The following is a 16,547-nucleotide window of genomic DNA, read 5'->3' as shown; positions in this document are numbered from 1 at the left end:
ACCCACATGCCCAAGGGTGCGCTGCACGCGGTAGAGCCGAGCCCATGCGCGGCTGCTTCTGGCGCGGAGCCGAGCATGGACTCGGCCCCACAGTCGGCTCCACAGAATGTCCGCGCGGCGCTACCGGGTCAGCCCCTGCGCCGCTCGATCAGGTTCAGCAGCGGCCCGGTCATCGCCGTGGTCACCAGCGCCATGATCACCAGCACTGCAAACAGGCGGTCGCCGAGCAGGCCCAGCTCGTAGCCCAGGTTGAGCACGATCAGCTCCATCAGGCCCCGGGTGTTCATCAGCGCGCCCAACCGCCACGCCTCGCGCGTGGGCATGCCCGCACTGCGTGCCGCACTGAAGGTGCCCAGCAGCTTGCCGGCCGTGGCTACCGCGATCACCACCGCGCACAGCACGATGTCGCTGGCCTGCAGCGCATCGGCGCGCATGCGCAGGCCGGTCATGGCGAAGAACAACGGCAGCAGCAGGGTCACCGCAAACGGTTCGACGCGGGCCATCAACAGGCCGCGCAGCTGCGCGTTGGACGACACCGCCACGCCCGCCGCGAACGCACCGAACAGTGCGTGGATGCCGAGCATCTCGGTGATCAGGGCACTGCCCAGCGACAGCAGCAGGATGCCGAGCAGCCAGCGCCCTTCACGCCCCGGCACGATCTGCTGGCGAGCGAACCACGGCTTCACCAGCCCCAGCATCAGCGCCACGAAGGCGACCACGCACAGCAGGTTGAGGCTGGCCGGCAGCCATCCGCTGGCCTGTGCAGCCGCCACGATCAGCGCCAGCAGGCACCATGCGGTGGCATCGCCCAATGCCGCGCAGGCGATGGCGGTGTGCCCCAGCGGCGTCTGCGTGATACCGCGGTCGGCAAGGATGCGCAGCAGCACGGGGAAGGCCGTGATGCTCATCGAAATACCAACGAAAAGTGCGAATGCAGTGAAGCCCACGCCCTGCGGGCCGTGCTGCGGATACAGCCATATTGCGAGGGCGACGCCGAGCACGAACGGCACCGCGATGCCGGCATGACTGACCGTGAAGGCGAAACACCGGCGCCCGCGCAGCGCCGCCAGATCCAGCTCGGCACCGGCCACCAGCAGGAACATCAGCACGCCCAGCTGGCTGAGCATGCCAAGCGGTCCCAACGAGCTGGCCGGGAACAACGCACCCTGCAACTGCGGCAGCAGGCTGCCGAGCACCAGCGGGCCCATCATCAGGCCGGCCGCCATCTCGCCGATCACCGCCGGCTGGCCAAAGCGCTTGAGCAGCGCACCTGCGCCCTTGGCCACCAGCAGCAGCACCAGCAGCTGCAGCAGGAACAGGCCCAGCGGTGACGCCAGATGCTGCGCCCAGCTGCCTTCGGCAGCAACCGTGGCACGCGCGACCTCGGGCGCCGCCGGCCCGGCATAGCGCGCCAGCAGCACGCCGGCCAGCAGCGGGACACCGGCCCAGGCCAGATAACGCCATCCCCATTTCGTGGGCCGCATGCCGCCGCTCGCCTGTACGTCCATGAACATTCCCCAATGCGCAGGGGGCGATCATACAAAAAGGGGACGGAGGGGATTAAGTCGTTTGTGCCACTAACAACTTAATCCCCTCCGTCCCCTTTTCGAGGCTTACGCCAGTGCCTGCTCGTGCACGCCGGCGATCGCGCGGCCGGAAGGGTCGGCCGCCGCCGCAAAGCTGGCATCCCAGGCAATGGCCGCCGGCGACGAACAGGCAATCGACTTGCCGCCCGGCACGGTCTCGGCGGCCGCGCGGCTCGGGAAGAACTGCTCGAACAGGTGGCGGTAGTAGTACGCCTCCTTGGTCTGCGGCGGGTTGTGCGGGAAGCGCTTGTCGGCGGCCGCCAGCACACGGTCGCTCACCTGCGCTTCGGCATGCGCCTTCAGCCCGTCGATCCAGCCGTAGCCGACGCCATCGCTGAACTGCTCCTTCTGGCGCCACAGGATGCTGTCCGGCAGGTAGCCATCGAACGCCTCGCGCAGCACCGCCTTCTCGATGCGACGGCCACCGAACCCGGCACCGACCATCTTGTGCGCGGCATCGAAGCGCATCGCCACGTCGAGGAACTCACGGTCGAGGAACGGCACGCGCGGCTCCACGCCCCAGGCCATCATCGACTTGTTGGCACGCAGGCAGTCGTAGTTGTGCAGGGCGTCGAGCTTGCGTACCAGCTCGTCGTGGAATTCACGCGCATCCGGCGCCTTGTGGAAATACAGGTAGCCACCAAAGATCTCGTCGCTGCCCTCGCCGGACAGCACCATCTTCACCCCCATCGCCTTGATCCGTCGTGCCAGCAGGAACATCGGCGTCGATGCACGGATGGTGGTGACGTCGTAGGTTTCGATGTGGCGGATCACTTCTGGCAGTGCATCCAGGCCTTCCTCGAAGGTGTATTCGAAGCCGTGATGCACGGTGCCAAGTGCCTCGGCGGCGATCGCGGCGGCGGCCAGATCAGGCGAGCCCTTCAAACCGATCGCGAACGAATGCAGCCGCGGCCACCAGGCTTCGGTCTGCCCACCATCCTCGATGCGGCGACGCGCGTAGCGTGCGGCAACTGCCGCCACCAGCGACGAATCCAGGCCACCGGACAGCAACACGCCGTACGGCACATCGCTCATCAGCTGGCGTTCCACCGCATGCTCGAACGCCTGGCGCAGTTCGGCCAGATCGGCCTGGCGGCCCTGCACGTCGGTATAGTCGCGCCACGGCTGCTGGTAGTAGCGCACCAGCTCACCGCGGGCACTGTCGAAATAGTGGCCCGGCGGGAACTGCGCGACGTCGGCACAGGTATCGACCAGCGCCTTCATTTCCGAGGCCACGCGCAGGCGCCCCTGGGCATCGTGGCCCCAGTACAACGGCACCACGCCAACCGGATCCCGCGCCACCAGCACGCGTCCGGCAGCACGATCCCACAGGGCGAAGGCGAAGATGCCGTTGAGCTGCTCCAGCCACTGCGCCGGCGATCCGCCCTGGCGGTACAGCGCGTTGATCACTTCACAGTCCGAACCGGTCTGGAAGTCGTAGGCGGTAGTCAGTGCGGCCTTCAGTTGCTGGTGGTTGTAGATTTCGCCGTTGACCGCCAGCGCCAGCTGGCCATCGGCCGACAGCAGCGGCTGCGAACCACCGGCCGGGTCGACGATGGCCAACCGCTCGTGGACCAGCAGCGCGCCTTCGTCGAGGTACACGCCGCTCCAGTCCGGGCCACGGTGGCGCTGGCGCTGCGACAGTTCCAGCGCATGGCGGCGCAGGGCCGGAAGATCGTCACCGGCCTGCAGGCCGAAGATTCCGAAGATCGAACACATGGGGGAGCTCCTGTTGGGGAATTTCACGGGTGGGAAGGTGTTCGACCGGCCATCCAGGCCCGGGTGGGCGGCGCCCGGGCACAAAAAAACCCGCATCGGCTGATGCGGGTTTTCTGGTGTCCGGGCGTGTGTTGCTGTCTATCTACCCAGGGCGCAGTCCCGCATCGGCCGCGCACGATTATTCGCGCGCAGATTATTGCGGTTGTTGTTATTGACGGCGGTGGCCAGACGGATCGACATGGCATCGACCCTACCCCGGTTTCCGGCGCGGCGCAACCGTTGCGTTGGCAACCACTCCCCGGGGCGCATAATGGCCTACCGTGAAACGTGTAATGGAAATGCAACACCGCACTGGACGCAACGCGGCGCTGGCCGCCCTGCTCTGCCTGGGCCTGGCGGCCTGCCAGACCCTGCCCCCGCCTTCTACGCTGCCGCAATCCCAGCGGCAGGCATTGGAACAACGCGGCACCGACGGCAGCTTCGAGGGTGCCTTCGATACCGCGCAAACCTTCGAGCGCTTCAACGATCCGCGCGCCATCGCCTACTACGAGCGTGCCGCAGCGGTCGCCCCCTGGACCTTCCACAACACCAGGGCGGAAGAAGCACTGGGCCGGATCTGGATCTCCGGCACGCTGCGCCATGCCGACAGCCCCCACATCAACCCGGCACCGGTGCTGCGCGCATCCTGGCGACGTGGCGAACGCGCCTATCTGGCGGCGGCCTACCACGGCAATCCCTATGCGTTCTACGAACTCGCCAAGGCCTATCGTCAGCGTGGCGACGCGCAACAGGCGCTGCGCTGGGACCTGCGCGAAATGATCTACAAGCGATACCCGAGTTCGTCGTCGCGACTGCCGGATGCGGTGGCCGCACAGGATGACACCGTGCATCCGCGGGTTGTGCAGATCCAGCGCCGTGCCGAGCGTGGCGATGCCGAAGCGCAGGTAGACCTGGGCGCGCTGCTGGAGGGGGGCATGGGACTGCCGCGCGATCCGGCGCGTGCGCTGCAGCTGTACCAGCGCGCTGGCGAGAAGGGCAATGTGTTCGGCCAGTACTTCGCCGGGCTGCTGCTGGGCCGCAGCGCGCCGGGGGTGGAGAAGGACAACGAGGCGGCGGCGCGCTGGTTTGCCAAGGCCGAGGCGCAGCGCTTCTACATGGCGGCGCCGAGTTACTGGAAGAAAGCGGTCGAGCCGCCGTTCTTCCTCTTTTCGGAATAGTGGAGCCGAGCCATGCTCGGCTGCTTCTGCCGGTAGACATCAGCCGAGCATGGCTCGGCTCTACAGAGATGTAGCTCCGGCGGGGGGGGCGTGCCGACCAACGGTCGGCACCCACCGTCGCAGGCTCACACCAGGAGCCGTTCCACCAGCCGCTGGTACAGCCCCGGCAACGCTTCCAGATCGTCCACGCGCACGTTCTCGTCCACCTGATGGATGCTGGCGTTCACCGGCCCCACTTCGATGCACTGCGCACCCAGCGGCGCGATGAAGCGAGCATCGGACGTGCCGCCGCCGGTGCTTTCTTCCGGGGCACGGCTGATGTGCTCGGCCAGCACTGCACGGGCGGTGGCGCGCAGCGTGCCTTCCGGGGTGTAGAACGGCTCACCGCTGCGGTGCCACTTCAGCGTGTACTGCAGGCCATGCCGGTCCAGCAGTGCGGTGATCTCCGCCTCCAGCTTCGGCGCATCCCAGTGCGGGTTGTAGCGGATGTTGAAATCCACTTCGAGCTCGCCGGGAATCACGTTGTTGGCACCGGTGCCGGCGTGGATGTTGGAGATCTGCAGGCTGGTCGGCGGAAAGCTCTCGTAGCCTTCGTCCCAGCGCCGTGCACTCAGTTCGGCCAGGGCCGGAGCCGCCTGGTGAATCGGGTTGCGTGCCTTTTCCGGATACGCCACGTGGCCCTGCACGCCCTGCACGCGCAGCTTGGCCGACAGGCTGCCACGACGCCCCACGCGCAGCAGGTCGCCCAGGATCGCGGTCGATGACGGCTCACCGGTGATGCACCAGTCGATGCGCTGGCCGCGTTCGGCGAACAACCGTGCGACGTGGCGCACGCCATCGATGGCGTCGCCCTCCTCGTCGCTGGTCAGCAGCACCGCCAGCGTACCGGGGTGATCGGGATGCGCGGCGACGAACTGCTCGGCGGCGACCACGAACGCGGCCACGCTGCCCTTCATGTCGGCGGCGCCACGGCCATACAGCACGCCATCGCGGATCTGCGGCGTGAACGGGTCGCTGGTCCAGGCCTCGCGCGGACCCGTCGGCACCACGTCGGTATGGCCCAGCAGTACCAGTACCGGCGCGCCCTGGCCGTGGGTCGCCCACAGGTTGTCGACCTCGCCCAGGCGCAGGTGATCGCACTGGAACCCGGCCTGCTTCAGGCGTGCCGCCAGCAGTGCCTGGCAGCCAGCATCATCCGGCGTCACCGAGGGTCGTGCGATCAGTTCGCAGGTCAGGTCGAGGACCGCGCTCATGCGTCACCCACGCCGAAGCGGGCCTTGAAGCCGTTGTCACTGAAACCCTGGCTGACCGTGCCGTCGGCGGTGACCACCAGCGGGCGCTTGATCAGCTGCGGGTACTCGCGCAGCAGCAGCTTCCATTCGGCCTCGGAATCGGCGGCCTTGCGGTTGTCCGGCAACTGCCGCCAGGTGGTGGACGACTTGTTCACCATCGCCGCCAGGCCACCCAGCTGCGCTGCCCACGCCAGCAGGGTTTCCGGACTGGGTTTGTTGTCGCGGTAGTCGACGAAGGTGTACGGCACGCCGAAGCGGTCCAGCCACTTGGTCGCCTTCTTGCAGGTATCGCAGTTCTTCAAACCGTAGACAGTGGTGCTCATGGCCATCTGTGATGCTGGAAAACAGAGGGCCAGAATCTCACAACAGGCGCTCGGACACGACCCGGAACGGCACCCGTGGCAGCAGGAAGGCCAGCCCCTCGGTCAGGTTCACACCCAGCGCCTGCAGGCGCGGGCACTGCAGATCGCCTTCAAGCTGCAGCGGCTGCAGGCGGTCGATCTCGACCGGCAGCGCGATACGGGTGCTGGCCCAGCGACAGTCGCAGGTACGGGCGATGGCCTCGTCCTGGCAGGTGAGGAAACGCAGGAGGGCCTGATGGCCACCGAAAGCCGCCGTCCATGCCGCGTCCTCCCAGCCCGCAGCAGCCTGCCACTGCAGGTACAGCTCCGGCGCACTGCCCTGCCCGCCTTCGATCCGGGTATTCCCACGGCCATCGGTGCGCACCGCATGTTCGAAGCGGGTGGAAAGATGCGGCTGCATGGCATCGCTGAAGGCACGCGCGCCGGCGACGAAGGGCAGCTGGTCCATCACGTTGCGGTCGAACAGCACCACCGGTGTCCCGTCCGGAGCGTCGTCACGACGCAGGTACCAGCGCCAGTTGCTCTGCCTTGGAGACGGCATCAGGGAGCGCAGCGGTCCGGCCAACGCCGGCCCGAAGTGGCCGTGACGGTAGCTGAGGATGGTGTAAGGCGTACGTCCGGCATGGACCACGTAATGATGGCCCGGCGGTGGCGATGGTGCGTGGCGCACATCGACCCACCAGCTCACGTAGACCACATCGCGCACATCGCTGACCATCGCCGGCATCGGCCAGCGCCGCGACAGTGCGCGGCGCAGCCGGGTCCAGCGCGGGGCGTGCAGCAGGCGCGGCAGCATCCGCCCGAACAGGGTGTCGGACGGATGCCGGTAGATCGCGGACTGCGCCAGATCCTCCGGCGCAGCCACCTTCAGTCGGCCAGGCCGCGCAGCAGGTCGTTGACGCTCGTCTTGCTGCGGGTCTTGGCATCAACCTGCTTGACGATCACCGCGCAGTACAGCGAATGGGTACCGTCCTTGCTCGGCAGCGAGCCGGACACCACCACGCTGTACGGCGGGATGTAGCCGTAGGTGATTTCGCCGGTGGCACGGTTGTAGATGCGGGTGCTCTGGCTGAGGAACACGCCCATGCCGATCACGCTGTGGTGACCGACCACCACGCCTTCCACCACCTCCGAACGGGCACCGATGAAGCAGTGGTCCTCGATGATGGTCGGGCTGGCCTGCAGCGGCTCCAGCACGCCGCCGATGCCGGCGCCACCGGACAGGTGGCAGTGCTGGCCGATCTGCGCGCACGAACCGACGGTGGCCCAGGTGTCGACCATGGTGCCTTCGCCGACGTAGGCGCCGATGTTGGTGAAGCTCGGCATCAGCACCACGTCCTTGCCGAAGTAGGTACCGCGGCGGGCGATCGCGCCCGGCACCACGCGCACGCCGCCGCGGCGGAACTTCGCTTCGTCATAACCGGCGAAGCGCGATTCGACCTTGTCCCAGAACGGCGCCGGGCGCGCATCGACCACCGCCATGTCGTTGACGCGGAAATACAGCAGCACGGCCTTCTTCAGCCACTCGTTGACCTTCCAGCCACCCTGGCCATCCGGCTCGGCGACGCGGAACTCACCGCTCTCCAGGCCGTCGATCACGCGGTTGACCAGCGGCTTGGTCGAGCCTTCCAGCTCGTGCAGGGTCAAGGTGGCACGGCGCTCGAAGGCACTCTCGATACCAAACTTCAGCTCTTCCACACCCGGTGCCGACGGCTTGCGCAGCGACTTGCGGGCGATGGTTTCGGCGCGGACGGCTTCGGCGCTCCTGGCCGGAGCCTTCTTCGCTGCAGCCGCTTTCTTCGCCGGGGCCTTCACCGCAGCGGCCTTCTTCGGCGCAGTGGTCTTCTTCGCGGCCGGTGCGGCAGCAGCAGGTTTCCGGGCCGCTGCGCTCTTGGGGGTCGCGGCGGTCTTCTTGGCGGGCTTGGTGGCCATCAGGCGGGGTCTCCGGCGTTTCGATCAGGGTCCAGGCAGGCCAGCATCGCGTCATGCAACTGCTGCCGGGCAGGTTCAGTCAGGGGGAGGTCGTGTTCGTCACTGATCACGAAGGTGTCTTCGGCGCGTTCGCCGAACGTGGCAATGCGCGCATCATGCACGCGCAGGCCCTGGTTGCGCAGCACGAACGCCACATCGGCCAGCAGGCCGGGGCGGTCGGGAGCGACCAGGGCGAAACGGGTTGCACCCGGCTCATCGCGGAATTCGATGCGCGGGGCAAAGCGGAAGTGCCGCAGCTGCCGTGGCACCACCCGGCGTGACGGCCGCAGGCGCGACAGGTCACCACTGAGTGCGTCGCGCAGCGCCGCTTCCAGATTGGCACTGCTGCCATCGGCGAAGGTATCGGCCGGGTTCACTTCGAAGGTATCGAAGATGGTATCGGCCGGGCCGTCCAGCACGCGTGCGCGGTGGATGCCGTAGCCCTTGCGGTCCAGCGTCATCACGATGGCGGCAAACAGGCCGTCGCGGTCCGGCGAATGCACGAATACTTCCAGCGCGGGGTCGTCGACGCTGATCCGGCGTACCTTCACCAGCGCCTGGCCCTGCTTCACCGGCACCAGCGCGGCGGCCTGCCAGGCCAGCTGCTCCGGGCGCAGGCGGATGAAGCCCTCATCCGGCATCACCGCGAACTGGCGGTCGATGGTGGCATCGTCGTAACCCCGCTCGCGCACCAGCGCGCGCACGCTGTCACGCGCCTCGGCCACGCGCTCGGCTGCCGGCACCGGGTGTTCCAGCCCCTCGCGCAGCGCGCGCCGGGTGGCGAAGTACAGGTCGGCCAGCAGGCGGTCCTTCCAGGCATTCCACAGCTTCGGGCTGGTGCCGGCGATGTCGGCGCAGGTCAGCAGGTACAGGTAGTCCAGGCGGTCGCGGCTGCCGACCAGGGTGGCGAAGCGATGGATCACCTCCGGGTCGGCGATGTCCTGCTTCTGCGCGGTCACCGACATGCGCAGGTGCTGCTCGACCAGCCACGCCACCAGTTCGGTGTCGGACGTGCTCAGCGCATGCGCCTGGCAGAACGCGCGCGCATCGACCGCGCCCAGCTCCGAATGGTCGCCGCCACGGCCCTTGGCGATGTCATGGAACAGGCCGGCCAGCAGCAGCAGCTCCGGCTTGCGCAGGCGTGGCCACACTTCATGCGCGATCGAGAAGCGCTCGTCGGCACGGCTGCTGGCGAACAGGCCGATGTTGCGCAGGACCATCAGCGTGTGCTGGTCGACGGTGTAGACATGGAACAGGTCGAACTGCATGCGCCCACTGACCTGGGCGAAGGCGGGAATCCACTGGCCAAGCACGCCCAGCCGTGCCATGCGCGAGAGCGTATCGACCGGGCGCTGGCCGCGCAGCAACGCCAGGAACTGCTCGCGCGCATCGGCGTCGGCCTGGTCGTAGGCCGGCAACAGCGGCAGCGCTTCAGCCAGCGCCCGCGCGGTCAGCGAATGCAGGCCGCGCACCTGCGGATTGTTGGCCCAGCTGGCAAACAGTGCGAACACCTGGCCGATATCGCCGCGCGGCCAGTCGGCTTCGTTGGCCGCCAGGTAGCCACGGCGCAGGGAAAAGCCCACGGTCAACGGCTCCGGCTGCGCCTCGCCGTCGAACTGCTCCTCGAAGCGCTGCAGCAGGCGGTCGCTGATCCGGCGCACCACCAGCGCGGCGCGGTAGAAGCCCTGCATCATCTTCTCGACACCGAGATTCTCGGCATCGTCTTCAAAGCCCAGGCGTGCAGCCAGGGTCTTCTGGTAATCGAAGCGCAACCGCTCTTCGGGGCGTCGCGCCACCAGGTGCAGGCCGAAACGCAGCCGCGCCAGCACCGCACGTTCGCGCTTCAGTGCTGCCGCTTCGTCGGCGCCCAGATGGCCGAGCCCGACCAGCGCCTCCAGGTCACGCACGCCGAAGGCACGCAGTGCCATCCAGCCCAGCGTGTTGAGATCGCGCAGGCCACCGGGGCCATCCTTCAGGTCCGGCTCCAGGTTGTCGGCGGTGTCGCCAAAACGCTGGTGGCGGTTGCGCAGCTCTTCCAGCTTGGCCAGGAAAAACGCGCGTGCCGGCCACAGTTCCCGATCGTCGATGGCCTCGCGCAGCGCGCGGCGTGCCGCATCATCGGCCAGGATCGGGCGCGCCTCGATCAGTGCAGTCAGCACGGTCTGGTCCGCCGCCGCCTCACGGCACTGCGGCGCCGAACGCACCGCATGGCTGACTGCGAGCCCGCAGTCCCACAGCAGTGCGAACAGGCGTGCCAGTGCGGATTCATGCGCCAACTGTGCCGGCGGATCACCGAACACCAGCAGGTCGATGTCCGATCGCGGGAACAGTTCACCGCGGCCATAGCCCCCCACCGCGAACAACGACAGCCCGCTATCGGCCGCCAGGCAACGCTGCCACGCCAGGCGGATCAGATGGTCGGCGGCACGCGCGCGCAGCGCCAGCAGGCGCTCGATGTTGTCGCCCTGGTCGAAGCGGCGGTACAGGCGCGCGTCGGCCTGCTGCAGCGCCTGGCGCGCGGCAGCAGCCCAGTCCGGGTCGTTGAGCGACGCGGCCGGCGTGTCCAGCAGCGAACTCGCCGGCAGCATCCTCAGGAGACCTGCGACTCGCCCGGCGACAGGGTCAGCACGTCCACGCCGGTCTCGGTGACCGCGATCATGTGCTCCCACTGTGCCGACAGCTTGCGGTCCTTGGTCACCACGGTCCAGCCATCCGGCAGCACCTTGTTGTAGCGGGTGCCCTCGTTGATCATCGGCTCGATGGTGAAGGTCATGCCCGGCTGCAGCACCAGGCCCTGGCCCGGGCGGCCGTAATGCACCACCTGCGGCTCATCGTGGTAGACCTTGCCGATGCCGTGGCCGCAGTACTCGCGCACCACGCTGAAACGCTCGCCTTCGGCATAGCTCTGGATGGCATGGCCGATGTCGCCCAGCGTGGCACCCGGACGTACCGCGCGGATGCCGCGCCACATGGCTTCGTAGGTGGTTTCCACCAGGCGGCGGGCCATCACCGACGGCGTGCCGACGAAGTACATGCGGCTGGTGTCGCCGTGCCAGCCATCCTTGATGACGGTGACGTCGATGTTGATGATGTCGCCATCCTTTAGCACCTTCCCTTCGCTGGGGATGCCATGGCAGATGACGTTGTTGACCGAGGTGCATACGGTCTTCGGGAAGCCGCGGTAGCCGACGTTGGCCGGAATGGCGCCCTGCACGTTCACGATGTGGTCGTGGCAGATGCGGTCCAGTTCCTCGGTGGTGACACCGGGCTTGACGTGGGGGGTGACGATGTCGAGCACTTCGCTGGCCAGGCGGCCAGCGATTCGCATCATCTCGATTTCCTGCGGGGTTTTCAGATTCACGCTCATGGCCGCCATTATCGCCGATCCGGCCACAATCTGAACGAACGCCACCCAACTGGCGATCCGGGCCATGCACGGTTCCGGCAAGGAAAGTGAAAGCGTGACCCCCGCCACCCTTTCGCCTCCTCATTTATCACGGAATACAGACACTTACGCCACCTAAGCTGGGGTCACCGTCGCCGAAGCGGTGCCGAACGTGCCGCCTTCGCCTTGTTCAACGGACCTTCGGGTCAGGGAGGTTGTCCATGCGATCCGCGCTTCGTTCCCCGCTTGCCTGGGCTTTGACCGGGGTTCTGCTGTCCAGCCCGGCCCTGGCCGCAGACACCACCACCTTCAATGTCACCCTGGTGGTCACCAAGGCCTGCACCATCACCGCCGCGGCGGCCACCAACGTCGACTTCGGCACCGCCGCCTCGACCACGGCGACCCCCACCCTGGGCCAGGGCACGGTCACCGCCCAGTGCTCGGCACTGACCCCGTACACGATTTCACTGAATGCAGGTGCCAACGCCAGCACCGCCAATGACGTCACCACCCGCCGGATGAAGAACACCAACGCCGCGGTGACCGCCAACAACTACGTCGGCTACCAGCTCTACCAGGACGCCGCACACACCCTGGTCTGGGGTGCCACCTCCGGCACCAACACCCAGGCTGGCATCGGCACCGGGCTCGCCGTGCCCTACATCGTCTACGGCCAGATCCTGAACCTCAGTACGAACAACCCGGCGACCGGCAACTACCTGGATACGGTTACCGCCACGATCACCTATTGATGGAGCACGCCCGCATGGCCCGACCCCGCCCGTGGCGCGCCACCGGCGTGGTGCTGCTCGTCCTGAGCCTGGTACTCGCCGCCCCGGTCGAAGCCACCAGCCTGCAGGTCGCCCCGACCAGCCTGCAGCTGGAAGCGCGCCAGCGCGCCGGCGAGCTTTGGCTGACCAACAGCGGCACCTCGCCGGTGAAGCTGCAGGTGCGGGTGTTCCGCTGGGTGCAGCAGGACGGGCAGGAACAACTGTTGCCCACCGATGGGCTGGTGGTCACCCCGCCGATGCAGGAACTGGCTGCCGGACAGCAGCAGCTGGTCCGGGTGATGCGTCCGGACAGGACGCCACCGCCTGCACAGCAGCATTACCGATTGATCGTCGACGAGGTGCCCGATCTGGCCACCCGTGCCGAAGGGATGCAGTTCGTGCTGCGCTATTCGATACCGGTGTTCGTGCAGCCCGCCGCCGGCAAGCTTGCGCCGCAACTGCAGGCCCGCCTGGTGCAGTTGCCCGATGGCCGCAACGGCGTCGAGGTGGCCAACGCGGGCAACAGCTATGCGCAGATCGCCGATCTCGCGCTGGGTAGTGCCACGCGCCCGCGCATCGTGCATCCCGGACTGCTGGGATACGTGCTGCCCGGGCAGGTGATGCGCTGGCCGATCGAGCGCACGGCGATCGACCGCGACAACGACCAGATCACGGCCAAGCTCAATGGCGAGTCGGAACAGACGCCGCTGTCGCCTCCATCGGCTCGCTGAGGCGTTGATGGGTGCGCTGCTTGCTGCCCTGGCTCCTGCGGCGATCCAAGCCGCCGATGTGTCCGGTGCAGCGGCCACCACCGCCGCCGATGTATCAGGCATCTCCGCCGATGCGATCCTGCCACCGCCCACACCATTGACCGCCAACCAGACGCTGTACCTGGACGTGGCGCTCAACAGCACCCCACGCGGCCTGATGCCTTTCATCGAGAACCGTGGCCGCCTGCAGGCCAGCCCCGACGTGCTGCGCCAGCTCGGCTTCAACGCCAACGGCGATGCACCGGTGTACCTGGACCAGATCAGCGGCGCGGTGGTGCGCTATGACGCACGCCTGCAGACCCTGGCGCTGGACGTGCCGCTGGACCAGCTGACCCTGCCGACTACCGTGCTCAGCCGCCCGCAGACGCGCGCCCCTGCAGGCAGTGCCTCACCCGGACTGCTGCTCAACTATGACGTGTATGGCAGCCGGGTGGATACGCTCGGCAACCTCAGCCTGAGCTCGGAACTGCGCCTGTTCGGCGTCGGCAACGGCACCTTCGAAAACACCGCGGTCAGCCGACGCTACCAGCAGCCCGGCGATCGTCGCTGGCGCGGTGAGAGCGTGCGCCTGGATACGCGCTGGAGCCTGGATTTCCCCGACAAGGCGATGACGCTGGAGGTCGGCGATTTCTACAGCGGCTTCGTCGACTGGACCCGCCCGGTGCGCCTGGGCGGCCTGCAGATCGGCCGCAACTACGGCCTGCAGCCGTATCGCGTGCTCACTCCCACGCCCAGCTTCCTCGGCCAGGCCGTGGTGCCCTCCACCGTCGAGCTGTATGTCGACGGCCTGCGCCAGTACAGCGGCCAGGTCCCGGTCGGCCCGTTCCAGCTGGCCGCGCAGCCAGGCATCAGCGGCACCGGCAACGCACAGGTCGTGGTCACCGACGCATTCGGCCGCATGCAGACACTGGATTTCAGTTTCTATGGCACCCAGCAACTGCTGGCCAAGGGACTGTCCGACTGGTCGGTCGGCGTCGGCCACCTGCGCCAAGACTTCGGCCAGCGCTCCTTCGCCTACGACGATCGCACCGTGGCCAGTGCCAGCTGGCGCGGCGGCATCAGCGATACCTTCACCGGTGAAGCGCATGCCGAAGGCGGAGGTGGCCTGGCCCAGGCCGGCATCGGCGGCTGGTGGCTGCTGGGCGGCGCCGGCGTGTTCAACGCGGCCTACGCGCACAGCAACCATCACGGCCTGCAGGGCGGGCAGTGGGCACTGGGTTACAGCTGGAACAACCGCCGTCTCAACGTCAACCTGCGCAGCGTGCGCAGCCACGGCGACTACCGTGACCTCGGCGCGCTGCAGGGCAACCTGCCGCCGAGCATCAGCGAACAGGCCACGGTCGGGCTCGATCTGCTGCGGCTGGGCACGCTCAGCGCCAGCTACCTGCGCCTGCGCTACCCCGATGGCGAAGACAACCGCTATGCCAGCCTGTTCTGGTCGCGCACCTGGAGCCAGCGCTGGTCGGCCTACCTGTCGGTGAACCAGAACCTGGACCAGAGTGATGACCGCAGCATCTATCTGTCGGTGACCGCCAGCCTGGGCAACAACCGCCAGGCCAGCCTGTCCAGCCAGCGCAACGGCGACAGCCAGACCTGGGTGGCCGACGTCACCCAGCCGGTGCCCGGCGATGGCAGTGCAGGCGGCATCGGCTGGCGCGCGCAGGTGCGCCACGGCGAGGACGGCAACGGCGGCCTGGCCGAAGTCGGCATCCTCAATGACATCGGCCGCTACTCGTTCGGCGCCTCGCGCCAGGGCGGGCTCAACTATGCCTACGGCAGCGCCAGTGGCAGCCTGGTCTGGATGAGCGGGCACGCGTTCGCCACCCGCGAGGTCTCGGACGCGTTCGCGGTGATCAGCACCAACGGCGTCGGCGGCGTGCCGGTGCGTCTGGAGAACCGCCTGATCGGCGTCACCGATGATCGTGGCCTGTTGCTGGTCAGCCCGCTGCTTTCCTGGCAGCGCAACCGGGTCTCGATCGACACCCTGGACCTGCCCGAGGAGATGCGTGCCGACCGCATCGAGGACTGGGTGACGCCGCGCCAGCGCGCCGGTACCCACGTGACATTCCAGTTGCGCTCACGTCCCTCTCTGAGCCTGACGCTTCAGAGCATGGACGGGCAGCCACTGGAAGTGGGCAGCGAAGTGCAGCTGCCCGATGGACGCCAGGCCACGGTGGGCTATGACGGCCTGCTGTACCTGGAAGACATCGCTGCCGGCAGCGTGCTGTACATCACCACCAGCCGCGGCCAGTGCCGGGTGAAGGTACCCGACCAGCCCAAGGTGGTGGCGTCTGGCGCCCGGCCGAAGCCGGCACCGCTGCAGTGCATTCCGGAGGTCGCGCCGTGAGGGTGCTGCTGCTCGGCGTGCTGCTGGTCGCCGGCCTGCTCGCGGCACTGCCGGCCCGGGCGACAGCGGTCTGCACGGCAATCGCGAACCCGACCCTGCCATTCGGCAACATCAACAGCAACGCTCCCGGCCCTACAGCGGCAACGCTGAACATCACGGTGACCTGCACCACCGCCGCACTGAGCCTGCTGGCCACCACCGGCGTCCGCGTCTGCGTGGGTATCGGCGCCGGCAGTGGCGGCGGCAGCAGCTCCACCTTCCGCACGATGTCCACCTCCACCAGCGACACCATGAACTTCCAGTTGTACAACACCGCCAGCTACAGCCAGGCCACCGGCCTGGTGCCGCGCGGCACGCCACCCGCGCAGGAACTGACCATGAGCTACAGCGTGCCGCTGCTGACCGGCGGCAGCGGTGCGCAGTCCGTGCAGCTGTTCGCGCAGATCCCTGCCAACCAGATCCTCGCTTCGGGTGCCTACAGCAGCACCTTCAGCGGCGCCAACGTGGTGCTTACCTGGGCCTGGAACGAAGTCCTGCTCGGCACCGCCACCGTGCCGGCCACCTGCAACGGCGGCGCGACCGGCACCAACAGCGCCAGTGGGGCATTCAGCTTCACCGCCACTGCCAACGTGCTGCCGCAATGCGGCAGCTACGTCACCACCAGCATGGACTTCGGCAACGTCACCGGCAGCATTCCCGCCAACATCGACCGGACCGCCACGCTCACGCTGACCTGCCTGAAGAACACTGCCTACCAGATCAGCCTCAACAACGGCCAGAACAACCCCGGCGCCTCCACCACCCGGCGCATGGCCACCACCATTGGCAGCGGCACCTACTACCTCCCCTATGAGCTGTACCGCGATGCCGCGCGCAGCCTGCGCTGGGGTAGTACCCTCAACGTCGATACCGTTGGCGGCACCGGAAGTGGCAGCGCGCAGCAGCTGACCATCTATGGCCGGGTGCCGCCGGTCACCGGCCAGCCCGCGGCCGGTACCTACAACGATCTGGTGCAGGTGACGATCACCTATTGAGTCCCCTGTAGAGCCGAGCCCATGCTCGGCTTCATTTTCTGGCATCCGGCAAGCCGAGCATGGGCTCGGCTCTACAGTTCCGGCGCAACCTGCC

At 67.7% G+C, this 16,547-nt stretch carries 13 protein-coding genes; 5 read left to right on the top strand and 8 right to left on the bottom strand.

The window, feature by feature from the left end; translation table 11 throughout:
* Window positions 1–128: 128 nt before the first annotated feature.
* Complete coding sequence (locus G5A07_RS06020) at window positions 129–1,508, bottom strand: cation:proton antiporter (RefSeq protein ID WP_191863021.1); 1,380 nt, start codon at window positions 1,506–1,508, stop codon at window positions 129–131.
* Between the two features lie 105 nt (window positions 1,509–1,613).
* Window positions 1,614–3,305: an asparagine synthase B gene (gene asnB / locus G5A07_RS06015; protein ID WP_191863020.1), complete on the bottom strand. Its 1,692-nt coding sequence runs from the start codon at window positions 3,303–3,305 to the stop codon at window positions 1,614–1,616.
* Between the two features lie 338 nt (window positions 3,306–3,643).
* Here asnB and G5A07_RS06010 point away from each other — a divergent pair, with 338 nt between their 5' ends.
* Window positions 3,644–4,522, top strand: coding sequence for an SEL1-like repeat protein (locus G5A07_RS06010; protein WP_191863019.1), 879 nt, complete (start codon window positions 3,644–3,646; stop codon window positions 4,520–4,522).
* 125 nt (window positions 4,523–4,647) lie between these two features.
* Here G5A07_RS06010 and dapE read toward each other — a convergent pair whose 3' ends face one another.
* From dapE to map, 6 genes are read right to left on the bottom strand one after another with little or no spacing between them, the layout of a single operon-like run.
* Window positions 4,648–5,775 (bottom strand): succinyl-diaminopimelate desuccinylase, encoded by a 1,128-nt coding sequence (dapE, locus tag G5A07_RS06005; RefSeq protein WP_049411538.1) that lies wholly within the window; start codon window positions 5,773–5,775, stop codon window positions 4,648–4,650.
* Window positions 5,772–6,143, bottom strand: coding sequence for an arsenate reductase (locus G5A07_RS06000; protein ID WP_012510522.1), 372 nt, complete (start codon window positions 6,141–6,143; stop codon window positions 5,772–5,774). The genes dapE and G5A07_RS06000 overlap by 4 nt, the downstream gene beginning before the upstream one ends.
* A gap of 31 nt (window positions 6,144–6,174) precedes the next feature.
* Window positions 6,175–7,041, bottom strand: coding sequence for a hypothetical protein (locus tag G5A07_RS05995; protein ID WP_191863018.1), 867 nt, complete (start codon window positions 7,039–7,041; stop codon window positions 6,175–6,177).
* A 2-nt stretch (window positions 7,042–7,043) separates the two neighbouring features.
* Window positions 7,044–8,108: a 2,3,4,5-tetrahydropyridine-2,6-dicarboxylate N-succinyltransferase gene (dapD, locus tag G5A07_RS05990; RefSeq protein WP_019336948.1), complete on the bottom strand. Its 1,065-nt coding sequence runs from the start codon at window positions 8,106–8,108 to the stop codon at window positions 7,044–7,046.
* Window positions 8,108–10,735: a [protein-PII] uridylyltransferase gene (locus tag G5A07_RS05985; protein WP_010486304.1), complete on the bottom strand. Its 2,628-nt coding sequence runs from the start codon at window positions 10,733–10,735 to the stop codon at window positions 8,108–8,110. The genes dapD and G5A07_RS05985 overlap by 1 nt, the downstream gene beginning before the upstream one ends.
* A gap of 2 nt (window positions 10,736–10,737) precedes the next feature.
* Window positions 10,738–11,580, bottom strand: a complete 843-nt coding sequence (gene map, locus G5A07_RS05980; RefSeq protein WP_019336946.1) for a type I methionyl aminopeptidase — start codon at window positions 11,578–11,580, stop codon at window positions 10,738–10,740.
* Window positions 11,581–11,753: 173 nt separating this feature from the next.
* On the opposite strand from map, the gene G5A07_RS05975 reads away from it, so the two are divergent.
* From G5A07_RS05975 to G5A07_RS05960, 4 genes are read left to right on the top strand one after another with little or no spacing between them, the layout of a single operon-like run.
* Entirely contained in the window at window positions 11,754–12,284 is a 531-nt protein-coding gene (locus tag G5A07_RS05975; RefSeq protein WP_010486309.1) for a spore coat U domain-containing protein, read from the top strand.
* Window positions 12,284–13,033 carry a molecular chaperone gene (locus G5A07_RS05970; RefSeq protein ID WP_191863017.1) on the top strand — a complete coding sequence of 250 codons (750 nt, stop codon included), beginning with the start codon at window positions 12,284–12,286 and terminating at the stop codon, window positions 13,031–13,033. The genes G5A07_RS05975 and G5A07_RS05970 overlap by 1 nt, the downstream gene beginning before the upstream one ends.
* Window positions 13,034–13,040: 7 nt before the next feature.
* Window positions 13,041–15,419, top strand: a complete 2,379-nt coding sequence (locus G5A07_RS05965; protein WP_049455676.1) for a fimbria/pilus outer membrane usher protein — start codon at window positions 13,041–13,043, stop codon at window positions 15,417–15,419.
* Window positions 15,416–16,453, top strand: a complete 1,038-nt coding sequence (locus tag G5A07_RS05960; RefSeq protein ID WP_010486313.1) for a spore coat U domain-containing protein — start codon at window positions 15,416–15,418, stop codon at window positions 16,451–16,453. Before G5A07_RS05965 ends, G5A07_RS05960 begins: the two co-directional genes overlap by 4 nt.
* Window positions 16,454–16,547: the final 94 nt, after the last annotated feature.

The sequence above is a fragment of the Stenotrophomonas sp. AS012628 genome (assembly GCF_010608305.1).
GTDB lineage: Bacteria > Pseudomonadota > Gammaproteobacteria > Xanthomonadales > Xanthomonadaceae > Stenotrophomonas > Stenotrophomonas geniculata.
Note: the sequence above shows the minus strand (reverse complement) of the source record. Positions and strands in the feature narration are given on the sequence as shown.

Coding starts and splice junctions, on each gene's coding strand:
- G5A07_RS06020 (WP_191863021.1), bottom strand. CDS start 1,508: ATGGACGTACAGGCGAGCGGCGGCATGCGGCCCACGAAATGGGGATGG.
- asnB (WP_191863020.1), bottom strand. CDS start 3,305: ATGTGTTCGATCTTCGGAATCTTCGGCCTGCAGGCCGGTGACGATCTT.
- G5A07_RS06010 (WP_191863019.1), top strand. CDS start 3,644: ATGCAACACCGCACTGGACGCAACGCGGCGCTGGCCGCCCTGCTCTGC.
- dapE (WP_049411538.1), bottom strand. CDS start 5,775: ATGAGCGCGGTCCTCGACCTGACCTGCGAACTGATCGCACGACCCTCG.
- G5A07_RS06000 (WP_012510522.1), bottom strand. CDS start 6,143: ATGGCCATGAGCACCACTGTCTACGGTTTGAAGAACTGCGATACCTGC.
- dapD (WP_019336948.1), bottom strand. CDS start 8,108: ATGGCCACCAAGCCCGCCAAGAAGACCGCCGCGACCCCCAAGAGCGCA.
- G5A07_RS05985 (WP_010486304.1), bottom strand. CDS start 10,735: ATGCTGCCGGCGAGTTCGCTGCTGGACACGCCGGCCGCGTCGCTCAAC.
- map (WP_019336946.1), bottom strand. CDS start 11,580: ATGGCCCGGATCGCCAGTTGGGTGGCGTTCGTTCAGATTGTGGCCGGA.
- G5A07_RS05975 (WP_010486309.1), top strand. CDS start 11,754: ATGCGATCCGCGCTTCGTTCCCCGCTTGCCTGGGCTTTGACCGGGGTT.
- G5A07_RS05970 (WP_191863017.1), top strand. CDS start 12,284: ATGGAGCACGCCCGCATGGCCCGACCCCGCCCGTGGCGCGCCACCGGC.
- G5A07_RS05965 (WP_049455676.1), top strand. CDS start 13,041: ATGGGTGCGCTGCTTGCTGCCCTGGCTCCTGCGGCGATCCAAGCCGCC.